This is a genomic window from Shewanella denitrificans OS217 (assembly GCF_000013765.1).
Taxonomy (GTDB): domain Bacteria; phylum Pseudomonadota; class Gammaproteobacteria; order Enterobacterales; family Shewanellaceae; genus Shewanella; species Shewanella denitrificans.
On record NC_007954.1, the window covers coordinates 2,764,688 to 2,777,996 of the forward strand.

The window sequence follows — 13,309 nt, forward strand, 5'->3', positions numbered from 1 at the left end:
ACGCCCTTACAGGCGTTTATCCATAACAACTAACGACAAAAAAGTATCTTAACTTGTACTGTATTATTTAACTCACTAGCCTTTTAAGCGTCTGTCTAACTGATCTTTTAAATTGGCTGGCACGCCTTTTATCAATAGGGTGTCTGAAATCGGGTCGTAAATCACCCGCTCACCTAAATGACCGCCGTCAAAACTTAAGGTCACGCCGCCACCTGTGCCAGAGAATTTCTTAAGTTGGCGTAAACTGGCTTTGTCCGCGGGAAACTCTTCATCGAGCTCATAGGTGCCCGAGCTTGCAAAATCATAGAAGGAATCCATGCCAGAGTCAGCCAATTCATCGGCTAAATCTTTAAGCTCGATGTCAGCCCCTACTTCGGCGCGTTCACTGCAGTAATCAAATACTTTGTCACGGCATTGTTGGCGCTCATCTTTAGTGAGTTCACTGCCAGAGACAAAATCTTCCACCGCGTGCATCAAGGTTTTATTTTGTGCCTTGATATTTACGCCCTCGACACAGCCCATGAAATCTAAAAAGAAATCAGCGACTTTACGTCCAGCACGGCCACGAATGAAGGAGATGTATTTGCGAGAGTCTTTATCCGCTTGCCATTCGGTCAAGTCAATACGGGCTGCCAGCTGAATATTATTCAGATCTAAATGGTTATTCTGTGACAGCTCCATATCATCAAGCACTGTCATCGATGACTTAGCGCTGAGTAGAGCCACAAATAAATAATCGCTAGTCATGCTGGTGTAACATGACATCAGCAAGAAACCGCCTTGACTAAAATCATACTTTGCCAGCTCTTCTTGCAGCAGTTTGCTGGCCACGCCAGTAAACTCCACAAAGCCCAAATCGCCACTGCGATATTGACTTAGACCATCGGCAAAGGCGGGATTTGCCTCACCGTCTTCGCCATGGGTGCCAAAAAAGCCAAAGCCCTTCCCTGCTTTACCGGAGTAAGTTTGATGTAATTCCTCCAGCATGGCTTCAACGGCTTGACTGTTCAGCAAGGGTTGAGGACGCAGACGACAACGAAGTTGACCCTGACTATCCTGAGAAATCTCGTGAATAATTGCTTGTTCTATATTAATACTCATAAGCCCTGATAGTGATACTGGTGGAAATCCGTTATTATATGCCGCTAATTCATTTCATTGTGAACATTTTTTAATTATGGCTATCCAATCAAAATACACTAATACCCAAGTTGAAGCATTAATCAGTGAGCTACTGGCAGTTTTAGCCAAGCATCAAGCCCCCACAGACCTCAGTTTAATGGTGCTAGGCAACTGTGTGACTCACCTGTTAGAAAACAAGGTGCCTAGCGAATCGCGTCAAGCCGTGGCAGAACAATTTGCAAAAGCCTTAGTAAAATCAGTAAAGTAGATATTCATCCTTGATGATCTTGCCCGTATCAGATCACCATTAGCGATTAATGACAGGAAAACGAGCTAGTATGAGCGAGCGTAGAGAGCAAATGAGTCGCGATAAAGTATCTCGGCTTATCAATTGGGGCCACTGGTTCGCCTTCTTCAATGGCTTACTGGCCATGATAGTGGGCGCGCGCTATTTATCCAGCCTAGGTTATCCAGAAACCTTGCTAGGCTGGGGTTATTTAGTCATCAGCACCTTAGGCCAATTTAGCTTTCTCGCGTTTATCGTCTATTTAGTTTTCTTGTTCCCTGTGACCTTATTGCTACCCTATTCGAAAATTTTGCGAGGCCTAGGCGCCCTTGTCGCCAGTTTAGGTCTGTGTATCTTGCTCTATGACACCATCATTTATGATGACTACGGCATTCATTTAAGTCCCTTTGCCTTCGATTTAGCCTGGGCCGATCTCAATGCCTTGCTCCATGGCACCTCTTATATAGTGACCCCCATAGGCATAGTGATCATCGAGTTAACTGCGGCTAATTTTATTTGGAAGCGCATAGAGAAAATTCAAAAGAAACAATTTGGTAATAAAGTGGTGTTGTTTATTGGCCTGTGTTTTATTTCCAGTCACTTAATTCACATCTGGGCCGATGCGGCCGATATCACTGACATTACTCGCTTCGATGATGCTTACCCACTTTCCTATCCCGCCACTGCACGCAGCTTTATGGAGAGTCACGGCATTGAAGGCACTAAAGATATTGATGCCCTGTTAAACAATAAGCTCACCTCGGGCAGTGCTAAATTAACTTATCCCATAGCACCACTGCAATGCAGTGCTCAAACTGCCAGCAACATATTACTCATCAGCATAGACAGCCTAAGAGCGGATATGATTGATGACAAAACCATGCCGTTTTTATCTCAATATCAACAGCAAAATCAATTTTTCAGTAAGCACTACAGTGGTGGAAATCAGTTTAAAACAGGCATGTTTTCATTGCTTTATGGCCTGCAGGCCAACTACAGTGACCGCCAAGAATTCCACAATAAGCGCCCTGTGATAACCGATGAATTATTAAAATCTGGCTATGAGCTTGGGTTATTTATACCCGAATTCAATCGTCAAAATGCCCTGATGAATAGCATGTTTGATGGGTTTGACATGAATGCCAGCTCACGCCTTGATGGCGGGGCTGCCGCCGATCTTGCCACAGTCACTAACTTTGCTCTGTGGCAAAAACAGCAAGCGGATGATACCGGCGCACCTTGGTTTGCCTTGGTCAATCTCACGGCGCCAAAAGATTATGATACCCCTATCGGCTTTTTGGGCATAGAAACCGTCAAGCCGCCCTTCGAGTTAAAACCTGCAGAGAAGGTATTGTTTAATCAATATCGTCAGTCGTTACATTTTATCGACCAACAACTTAAGCAATTGCTGTCTCAAGTGGATAACGACACCATAGTGCTCATCACAGGCACCCATGGACAGATATTCAACACCAATAGCGATGCGGTTAAGCGGGACTTATCTCCTGCCAATGTCAGGGTACCGCTAATTATTCACAGACCCGACACTCCTGCTAGTAAAGTAAAGTATCGCACCAGTCATTACGGCATAGTACCGACCTTAATGACGCAAGTGCTGGGTTGTGATAATCCCATGGCCGACTACAGCGCAGGCCGCGGTTTGCTGGAACCCAGCAAGGAAACCTGGGTGTATATTGGTGACAGCCAAATATTTGCTATCTACCAAAAGAATGAGATCACTGTGCTAGACAGGTACGGCAAGTACCGTATTTATGACAGTCAGTTCAGCAAACGCTTAGACAAGAAAATGAGTGCCCCGGAACTGGTGCAAGTCATGCGAGAAGGCCGGCGCTTGTATAATCAATAAGCTTATGATCAGAATGAGTTAAGAAAAATTTGTCTCACTCGCTCAAGTAGCGATTAGATAGTAAGCAATTGACACTGTCTAGGTAACTAAGTGCTTGCGCCAATAACATCCAATTGATAAAGTGCTTGCTCGTTGAGAACACCCCCCTTTATCTCAATGACATTTCGGGATATGGCCTAGTCCGGTAAGGCGCTTGTCTGGGGGACAAGAGATCACAGGTTCAAATCCTGTTATCCCGACCACATTTAATGAAAAAGCCCCGTGATTGACATTATGCCAATCACGGGGCTTTTTTGTATCTGAAATTTTCAAGCATGATCCATCCTGTACGGGTTGGTGTCATCTCACCCCAAGCTTTCTCAGTTTACGATACAAGCTGTTGCGGCTAATGCCCAAATTTTTAGCGCACTGACTGACATTGGAGTCTGCGTCTAGAAATGCCGCCATGATTTCTGCCTCTACCTGCTGAGCTAAATTCTGGCGGCACTTGGGCTTAAGCTCGGTATGACTTGTTTCTATAACAGGCGAAAATCCATGCTGTTTCACCGCAGTGGCACACGTCTGCAACTGAACTTGGATCTGCGAAGGTAATTTATCAAACGTGAGTTGTCGCTCACCTTCTGCCATCAAACACGCCACTTGCATCATATTATCCAGCTCCCTGAGGTTACCAGGCCAAGAATAAGCTAACAAAAGCCCAAGCAGTTGCGGACACATGCCTTGCTCACCCAGACGGTATTTACCATGAAGCTTCTCAATGATCCTCAGCTTATCTTGCCTGTCTCTTAGGGCGGGTAATCTTATCTGTAAGCCATTTAAGCGATAAAACAAGTCTTGTCTAAATTCACCACTTGCCACTTTTGACAATAGATCGCCATGACTTGCGGCCACCAATTGAATATCCACAGGGATAGCCTTGTTGGAACCAATGGGCACCACTTCACGTTCCTGCAAAACCCGCAGTAACCGAGTTTGTACCATCAATGGCATATCACCAATCTCATCGAGAAATAAGAAACCTTCATGGGCTTGTCGAATTTTCCCCATAAACCCTTGCTTGTTGGCGCCGGTGTAAGCGCCAGCTTGATAGCCAAACAATTCAGCCTCCACTAAGTCGTGAGGAATCGCCGCGCAGTTTATCGCAACTAAGGGCTTAGCGTGACGGTCACTCTGACTGTGAAGTTGTTTAACAAAATGCTCTTTGCCCACTCCAGTTTCGCCGCAAATAAGTAATGGGATTTGACGAGTTAACACTTTATTGGCCTGTTGCCAGGCTTGTTCTAATTGAGGGTCTTTAAATTTAAGCCCGAGTTTATTTGCTGTCTGCGAAGGGGCTGACTTTTTGAGTGGCTGTTTTTCTACTTGCTGAGTTTTAAGGTGCAGCATCTTGTGCTGTGAATGCCGCTCTCGCTGCCAACGATCGCCAATGTGCTGAGTCAGAGAGTCCCCCACTTGCATGCTCTGCAATAAATGCTTCGCCATGGGGTTAAAACCCAATAATTTACCTTGACTGTCAGCCACTGCTATCCCTTGCCACAAGGAGCCAAACAAATGCGGCTGGGTGGCTAAGTCTACCCGATAATGGCTATCAGGGAGCTGGCATAATAAGGCGGTTTCTATGAGTTGGGCCAAACTTGAAATCAACAATAAGGTTTGCTGACTGTGCACTTGTTGTTCGCTGGTAATATCTAGCGCCGCAATTAATTCGCCGGAGGGAGAAAATATCGGGCTAGCCGTACAGCTCATGAATCTGTGCTTGGCAAAAAAGTGCTGTTCGCCAATCACAGACACCAACTGCCTCGCCTTAAGCGCTGTGCCTATGGCATTGGTGCCTTGGTTTTCTTCTAACCAACTCACTCCTTCATCTAAGGCGATATTCGCAAGCTTGTCTGAGTATTTCGACAGCCCCCAATGCTTAAGCACATAACCATCACTAGCTGACAGAATAAGGCGGCTTTGGCTGTGGGCCATGACTTGATAAAACAGCGGCAAGGCTTGGGTTTCCACTAAGCGAATAAGCACAGAGTGATCGGCTTGTTTTTGCTGCAGACTCACAGGGTCGAGCTTGTGATATTCAGGGAGATGAGTCTGCTCTAAGCCAGCCAAGCTGCTTCTTTGCCAAGAATCGGTTAGCCAATGAGAACTTCCTTGCAGCAAAGACGGTGTTTTAGCTGTCATACCTATGCTCCATTTTGGCACACACAAGCGTGCCATTGCTGAACAGTGTAACCACAGAGCAGTAAGTAAGACTTACAGGCTCAAACACCTATCCTAATTAAAGTTATTATTTATCAGATAATTGAATAATTTTAAAAACAAAGGCCAACTTGGCTTAGTCCTTGTAACACATAGTCCTTGTAATCCTAACAAGCCCAACACAATAAAAATAGCCACAACAACAAGGAATTTTTATGATCTATTCACAACCCGGCACAGACGGTGCCAAAATGAATTTCAAGCCACTCTACAATAATTTTATTGGCGGAAAGTGGCAGCCTCCCGTTGGCGGCAAGTATTTTGATAATGGCTCGCCAGTTAATGGCGAATTTTTCTGCCAAGTGCCCCGCTCTGATGGCCGCGATATCGAGCTGGCACTGGATGCAGCCCACACAGCCTTTGCCACTTGGGGTAAAACCAGCGTTACCGAACGCTCAAATCTACTGCTTAAAATTGCCGACAGGGTCGAGCAAAACATTGAATACTTAGCGGTGGCTGAAACCTGGGAAAATGGCAAAGCCGTGCGCGAAACCTTAAATGCCGATTTACCGCTGTTTGTCGATCATTTCCGTTATTTTGCTGCCGCTATCCGCGCCCAAGAAGGCAGCGCCGCTGAGCTTGATATGAATACCGTTGCGTATCATTTCCCTGAGCCACTAGGGGTCGTCGGGCAGATCATTCCGTGGAATTTCCCGCTATTGATGGCCGCTTGGAAGATAGCCCCTGCCCTTGCTGCCGGTAACTGCATCGTATTAAAACCTGCCGAACAGACCCCAGCATCCATCTTAGTCTTGCTGGAACTTATCGAAGATATATTGCCAGCGGGGGTGTTAAATGTCGTTAATGGTTATGGCACAGAAGCAGGCCAAGCCCTAGCCACCAGCAAGCGCATCGCTAAATTGGCCTTTACGGGTTCTACAGCTGTGGGTCAGCACGTACTCAAATGCGCGGCAGAGTCGTTAATTCCGTCTACAGTTGAACTGGGCGGTAAGTCACCCAATATCTATTTTGCCGATGTACTCGAACACGAAGACAGCTACCTAGATAAAGCCATCGAAGGCATGCTACTGGCCTTTTTCAATCAAGGTGAGGTTTGTACTTGCCCTTCAAGGGTGCTAGTGCAAGAGAGCATCTATGATAAATTTATTGAAAAAGTCATCCAAAGGGCGAAAACCATCAAGCAAGGGGATCCACTGGATACTGACACCCAAGTTGGGGCACAAGCTTCAAAAGAACAGTTTGATAAAATCTTAAGCTACTTAGCAATAGGCAAAAATGAAGGCGCCCAAGTGCTGATTGGCGGGGATCCTTTGCAACAAAGCGGCAGCCAGGCCCAAGGGTTCTACATTAACCCGACTATTTTAAAAGGTCATAACAAGATGCGGGTATTCCAAGAAGAAATTTTTGGCCCTGTTATTGCCGTCACCACCTTTAAAGATGAGGCTGAGGCACTCGCCATTGCTAATGACACAGAGTATGGCCTAGGAGCTGGCCTGTGGACTCGAGACATGAACCGCGCCCAGCGTATGGGTCGCGGCATTCAAGCGGGTCGAGTGTGGATAAATTGCTACCATGCTTACCCAGCTCATGCCGCTTTTGGTGGCTATAAAAAATCGGGCATTGGCCGAGAAAATCATAAAATGATGCTCAACCATTATCAAAACACCAAAAACTTACTCATCAGTTATGATGTCAATCCGCTAGGATTTTTCTAACAACGATTTTTATAAAAAAGTGAACATCAAAATCTAAGTCAGCCTAAGACGCTCATCTCGAGCGCCTTTTTCATTGAGGTTTGCCTTTTCTTCCCATTCGGAAATAGGTCTGTGTTAAGGGGCATTATTAACAAGGCCGTTAAAAAAGTGTGTCCTGAATTGAGTCTTTTGCTGCTTGCTGTAATCTTGCCACGCCTCTGGCGATAAATGGGCAAGTTCTGACGCTCTTTGCATTTCAAGCTGAGTATATAAGGCCATTAACCCCTGTTGGTAATCTTGTACCTGATGCTGCTGACTCATCACTTGCTGCTGACGACGCTTTATCTCATGCTGCTGAGATACATTTAAAAACTGCTCAGCTAATGCCGCCGCCACCTGCTGGTGATCTGCTTCACTGAGCCCTAGAGGGATCAAGCCTAAAGCAGTTTCATATCGCGTTATACTCAGGGTATTCTTGCTATCACTTCCATCATGGCGATGTGTGTTTCTGTCTTGTCCATCACGGACACCCTCATTGCCGGCTGACGCATCTTGTACTAAAGCTGTCAGCGCTTGCACTAAGGTTAGTGGATCCTGAATATCCACAAGCGCCTGAGCATTCAAATGAAATTGATAACCTTGATACTCATCAAAATACAACAAGCTCGCGTCCTCCCCCCAGACTTGTGCATGCAAGGCTTGTATTCGAGCCACTTTATCCGCTAAAGGGATATCTTGAGGCATTAATTCATCCCCCAACAAGGCTTGGATCTGGGCGAGCTTAGGCGGGTAAGTGCGCAATAATTCCAAACGCTCACGAGTCAGATGCTGACTCAGTGCTTGCAAGCGTGCATCACAATCATCCTCTTGTTGGCACAAACGCCAAAAATCACTCAATGCCTGCTGTAACGTTTGACCTTTATACTGGGCTATCCTGGTGATGAATGGCTCATCTAACCAGCCATGGACCGCTTGTGTGGGCGCTGTGACGACTGTATTGAGGACCGCCTTTGCAGGCGTCATCACAAGGTCCTCCTCTTGCACACTAGTAGCATCAAGCACAATGTGAACCGCCGCTTCACTCACCGCAATATTAGGCGATATCACCTCTATAAGCCCCATTACGGCCATTACAATAAAACCCATCGCCAATAAGCTTAATGTCAGCCTGTGTTTCATTTCACCCTCCTATCTCACACTTGAACATCTGATGGCGACGCTTTGAATGACAGCACTTCTTGATGCAGCACTTTTGATAACTGCATTTAGGCTCAAGGGTGCGGCAATAATCACCGCACCTTTAATTAATACTTTAATTGAGCTGGCTCAGTCATCATTCAGCTGTTTATGCGATATAACCCGCCGATTAACGCCCCGGTTGCGTCAATGGCGCGACAATGCTAACAACTGGGAAATGATCCGATAAGTTCCACTTCTGCCATAAGCTGGCGGCAGAACTGCGGGGCACCTTAACATCATTGTCATTGCTTTGAGTCTGGGCATACTCATCACTGATAACGATATAGTCCAGATATTCAACATTCTCACCGCCAGACAAAGGCGTACCTGCAAACTCATTGATACGGGGGTCAAAGGTAGATTCTATGTAACCTGAATAGCTGGGTTGCTTTGCTTTCAAATTGGCGAACATTTGCTGATAATCGTCCTCAAACTTGCGTTTATTGACATTAAAATCACCACCATAGATCACGGTTTCATCTGCGGGTATCGCTAATGAATGTGCGAATTCACGCATTTGCTTGAACTGCTTCTGGCGGTTGCTTCTAGCCACATCGGTATCAAATGAAGCTGTGTGAGTCGCAAAAACATGATAAGCCTCACCTTGTTTGATAACTTGCGCATAATTGATGCCTTTATCGGCAAAACAGTCTGTGCCACTGCAATCGGGATAAACAAACTGCGCCTGCGCCACTATGGGATAGCGGCTCACTATCATCACACCGCCATCATAAATATTGACGCCAGACTTATCTAACATTCGGGTCTGATAAGGGTACTCTTGTGCCAATGCCCGCAAGAACGCACCACGGCCAGGAGCAAAGACTTCCTGAAGCATTAAGACATCATGACCACGCATTTTTTGCGGTAACAGCGCCAAACGCTCATTGATGTGAGAAGCAATCACAGGTAAGGCCCAAATATTGTAAGTCATCACGGTTAAACTATTGTTGGCGATTGGATCTGTGGCTAACGCTGGCTGAGGGGTCAGCGCATAGTAAAGATCATCATATCTTGCGGTGCTGCTGGATTTCAGTGCAAACTCTGTGGTCATCATGGATGAACCACTGGCGTCATCTACACTCGTCACTTGCTGGTATCGATGAATATCTCTGTCTTGATGCCATTCCAATTCTTGACCGTCATAACTCAAGCCATGCTTTAAGGTAGAATTATACCAATGACCTTGAATTTCTTGGTGCAGTTCAACAACCTCCCCCTGACTATCCGTTAGGCTAGTGGTAAAGTGATAATCATGCCCAGACTTGACCCCTTCCCAGCGATTAACGCTCAAGAGCATCTTGGTTTCCCAAGGACCTATGACATCAGCATGTTGAAACCACTCCAGCCCTTTTATGAGTTGATCACTGCCGCTGTGACTGATGCTAATATTCATCTGTTTCGCTGAATTATTGGTAAAATACACATCCGTATCAGCGGTAGCCACAGCTGACATCAACACTACACAGGCTAATGTCAGTGCCTTAACATGACCATATATCAGCCCTTTTATATTAACTTTATGCAAAAACGTTGTACTTATTGCTATATTCATCGAGTCACCCTCCCTTTGTTTGTTTTGGCAGTTACCGACCATTACTACTCGATTGGCTTTTATGTCACTTAAGTTAATCAGCTTAAAATGACATTTAAACGACAGGGAAATGAAACATTGAATATTCAAAGTTAATGTTATTGCGATATATTTTGTTCAACATCTACGGAAATATTTAAAAAGACTGCTATTTTTATTAGTAATACGATTAACAGGAATTGCCCAGATTGATTAATGAAATCGCTCATATCAATAGTCCAAGCTTATTGCTTTCCCGGCAAGGCCTCTGTCTAGCACAGAATGCGCTGTTTGAAGAACACGACGAGCTTGTGGCTCAAAAACAGCAAATTATCGACCACTTGCAGCCTTTTCTCTCTTTAGGCCATAAAACCAGCTCCTTATACACTGATAATTACCGCATCAGCTTATCCCTTATTGCCTTGGAGCATGAGGAGGTCTTGGTTTGTTGTCATGCCATCAAAAGGCCTAAGACCACAGTCCCGGCCAAAGCTGCTGTCCTGCATGATTATAATCATTACGCTTTACTGGACGCTGAGTTTAATCTCGTCAAAACCAACCATCCCCTGCTTGCTAAAGCCCAGCCGGGGCAAGCACAATTTGACGCCTTGTTTTCCGATGAAAATAACAAAAAAATTGCAGCGGCATTTCAGCAACTGGCATCCAAACAAAGCATTGAACTTACCTTGCCCCATGAAGAGCAGGCGATATTTTTATGTATCGAGTCCATTGATTTACTCGGGCAGCAACATTGGCTGGCCATATGGCACCCCTTAAGCAAAGGCGCTATTCAAACTGACAGTGTATTGCTGCAATACCGTTACTTGCTTAATGCGGTAAACCAATTATCCGAAGCCTTAATTATCATTAACAGCAATAATCAAATCGTCCTGTGTAATCAACAAGTATTCCAGCACTTCCCTTACTTGCAAGCAGACAAGGTCATAGGCATGGAGGCGGTTGATTTTGTTGGCCAAATTTTAGATGAAGAATACAAATCAAATCCACGTAAGGCACAGGTGTTAACGCGCTGGTTTGAACATAAGTTCATCAAAAATCAACTGATTAATTTTAGCTATACCAATATTGATGGTTTGACATTAGAGTACAGAGACAGATTTACCGATGCCAATGAGCGAATTTGCCTGCTACTCGATGAGAGCAATATTACTCAACTACATGATAAATTGGAAAAAACTTGGCTTAAATCAGTAGAAGTCAGTACCGCGAAAAGTCAATTTATGGCCGCCATGGGCCATGAAATTCGCACGCCACTCAATGCCATTATCGGCCTACTTGAGCTCACCCTCAGAGATGAACGTTATCAGGACAATAAGCACTTACAAGTGGCCAGTCGCAGTGCAAACCATCTATTGAACTTACTTAATGATGTGCTGGACTACACAAAATTTGAAGCTGATAAAGTTAATCTCTCAGCGGTGGATGCGGACTTAAGACTCTTGTGTGAAGATGTGATGTCAACCTTTGCGGTGCAGGCCCAGCAAAGGGGTATATGGTTAGAGCTTTTTGTGGATCCTAAGCTTGAAAAACTGCTGCATTATGATGATGTGCGCATCACCCAAATACTGCATAACCTCATCAGCAATGCAATTAAGTTTAATACCTCTGAGCATCCCTCGGTGTTACTTAAACTCGAGGCGCTTAGCAGCACGGCAACCTCTCAAACACTTAAATTTTCAGTGTGTGATAATGGCATAGGCTTAACCCCAGAGCAGCAGCAAAAAATATTCCAAGGCTTTGTGCAAGCCGATGATGAAACCTTTAGAAAATTTGGCGGTACTGGCCTTGGGCTTAGCATATGTCAGAAAATTTGCCGCTTGATGCAATCAGAATTAAAAGTTGAAAGTGAATTAAACCATGGCGCGACCTTTTACTTCATCGTTAAGATCCCCTTCACCAACTCCCAAAAGACTCAGATAAGCCAACAGCATCCACTTAAGGATTTGAGCCGTTCCGATCTTAATATTTACACTAACCACCCTAAATTATCTTATACCTTACAGCGCTATGCTGATGGACTTGGATTTAATCTGCATTATGTATCCTCTTATACCCTGCTCGAACTTGCCGACCCGGATGCTGTGATACTGTTTGACCCGAATCAGGCCGATCTAAAGTTCTGCAATAGTCTGCTTAAGAATAATAATCTGTTCCAACATTTACACGCCATGCCTCAACGTAAAGCCTTGCTCATTCAAGATGGGGATTTAAGTGCCAATCAAACCAGTCTAATGCAAATATCCTTAATGCCCTTAAGGTTAGAGCAATTGCTAGAGCTAGTGAAAAACACCCAACCGGATAAGAAACAGGACTCACAAAAAAATCGTGAGACCAGTAATTTAAATAGGATCAATGCCTTAGTAGTTGAGGATAATGCCGACAATATCTTTGTGCTGGAACATCAACTGGCCTCCATCGGGGTGCAAGCGACCTTCTGCGACGACCCTGAAAAAGCCATCATTCAGTTTCAGCAGCACAACTATAATTTAATCATCTCTGATTATCAGATGCCCCATTTAAGCGGCGCCGAGCTCACCCAAACGTTACGCTACATCGAAGAAACAGAGTTTCGCATCCGCACACAAGTGATAGTGCTCACCGCCGATAAGTCCTCTGAATGCCAAGAGGCGTGCAATAAAGCCGGGGTGAATCAGATTTTCATTAAACCTTTGTCCTTACCTGTGTTGCAAAAATACCTTTGTGATTTGAATTTATTCTTAGAAGAACACAATGAAAATGACGACGTATCAAACAATTTAGACGGTTTAGCCCATGACTTTACCGACAGGGATGATATCTTCATCGACACCTTCAATGAGGAAGATGAGGAAGACTTTACCAACGAATACCTGATAAAAAGTGATGATCCTAGAGCAAAAGCGGCCTCCAGAGACACAGCTCAAGCATTAAAACTTGATGCACAAACTGCCAAAACCCAAGATAGCACTCCTCCCATGGACATTAATGTCATCTATAAATTTGTTGGCGATATTAGTGATGAAGAAATAGATGACTTTTTAGTGCAATTCTTTGGTAATCTAGAGCAGCGTCATCAGGCCTTAAAGCAAGCTTTTATCGAGCATGATTTTGTCAGCGTTCACTCTTCGGTACACACAATAAAAAGCAGCGCCTTGTATATCGGTGCCCAAGACTTAAGTGATGCATGCCAAAAGCTCGAAACCTTGACCAGTAACAACCCGATAGATTTAGACGAGGTAGAGCGGATGGGACACAGTGTTGAACATGAAATTGAACGGCTAATGGCATACCTAGTGGCAAGGAAAGGTTAA

General features: G+C 44.8%; 8 protein-coding genes and 1 tRNA gene. 5 read left to right on the forward strand and 4 right to left on the reverse strand.

The genetic code is table 11. The annotated features are described in order from the left end of the window. Window positions 1–75 precede the first annotated feature (75 nt). Window positions 76–1,101, reverse strand: a complete 1,026-nt coding sequence (gene yejK / locus SDEN_RS12105) for a nucleoid-associated protein YejK (protein WP_011496766.1) — start codon at window positions 1,099–1,101, stop codon at window positions 76–78. 76 nt (window positions 1,102–1,177) lie between these two features. On the opposite strand from yejK, the gene SDEN_RS12110 reads away from it, so the two are divergent. From SDEN_RS12110 to SDEN_RS12120, 3 genes are all read left to right on the forward strand, one after another. Continuing rightward, on the forward strand, window positions 1,178–1,390 hold the full coding sequence (locus SDEN_RS12110; RefSeq protein WP_011496767.1) for a YejL family protein: 213 nt from the start codon (window positions 1,178–1,180) through the stop codon (window positions 1,388–1,390). A gap of 70 nt (window positions 1,391–1,460) precedes the next feature. Continuing rightward, window positions 1,461–3,275: a DUF3413 domain-containing protein gene (locus tag SDEN_RS12115; RefSeq protein WP_011496768.1), complete on the forward strand. Its 1,815-nt coding sequence runs from the start codon at window positions 1,461–1,463 to the stop codon at window positions 3,273–3,275. 165 nt (window positions 3,276–3,440) lie between these two features. Further along, window positions 3,441–3,517 (forward strand) — tRNA-Pro (locus tag SDEN_RS12120). A gap of 97 nt (window positions 3,518–3,614) precedes the next feature. Here the strand turns inward: SDEN_RS12120 and SDEN_RS12125 are convergent. Continuing rightward, window positions 3,615–5,453, reverse strand: a complete 1,839-nt coding sequence (locus SDEN_RS12125; protein ID WP_011496769.1) for a sigma-54-dependent Fis family transcriptional regulator — start codon at window positions 5,451–5,453, stop codon at window positions 3,615–3,617. A 233-nt stretch (window positions 5,454–5,686) separates the two neighbouring features. On the opposite strand from SDEN_RS12125, the gene SDEN_RS12130 reads away from it, so the two are divergent. Beyond that, window positions 5,687–7,207, forward strand: coding sequence for an acetaldehyde dehydrogenase ExaC (locus SDEN_RS12130; protein WP_011496770.1), 1,521 nt, complete (start codon window positions 5,687–5,689; stop codon window positions 7,205–7,207). A 114-nt stretch (window positions 7,208–7,321) separates the two neighbouring features. Here the strand turns inward: SDEN_RS12130 and SDEN_RS12135 are convergent, their stop codons facing one another. Both SDEN_RS12135 and SDEN_RS12140 read right to left on the reverse strand, forming a co-directional pair. Beyond that, window positions 7,322–8,365 (reverse strand): hypothetical protein, encoded by a 1,044-nt coding sequence (locus SDEN_RS12135; protein ID WP_011496771.1) that lies wholly within the window; start codon window positions 8,363–8,365, stop codon window positions 7,322–7,324. Window positions 8,366–8,552: 187 nt separating this feature from the next. Then, a complete protein-coding gene (locus tag SDEN_RS12140; RefSeq protein WP_011496772.1) occupies window positions 8,553–9,980 on the reverse strand; it encodes a sphingomyelin phosphodiesterase in 1,428 nt (475 codons plus the stop codon). 227 nt (window positions 9,981–10,207) lie between these two features. Here SDEN_RS12140 and SDEN_RS12145 point away from each other — a divergent pair, with 227 nt between their 5' ends. Next, a complete protein-coding gene (locus SDEN_RS12145; protein ID WP_011496773.1) occupies window positions 10,208–13,309 on the forward strand; it encodes a hybrid sensor histidine kinase/response regulator in 3,102 nt (1,033 codons plus the stop codon).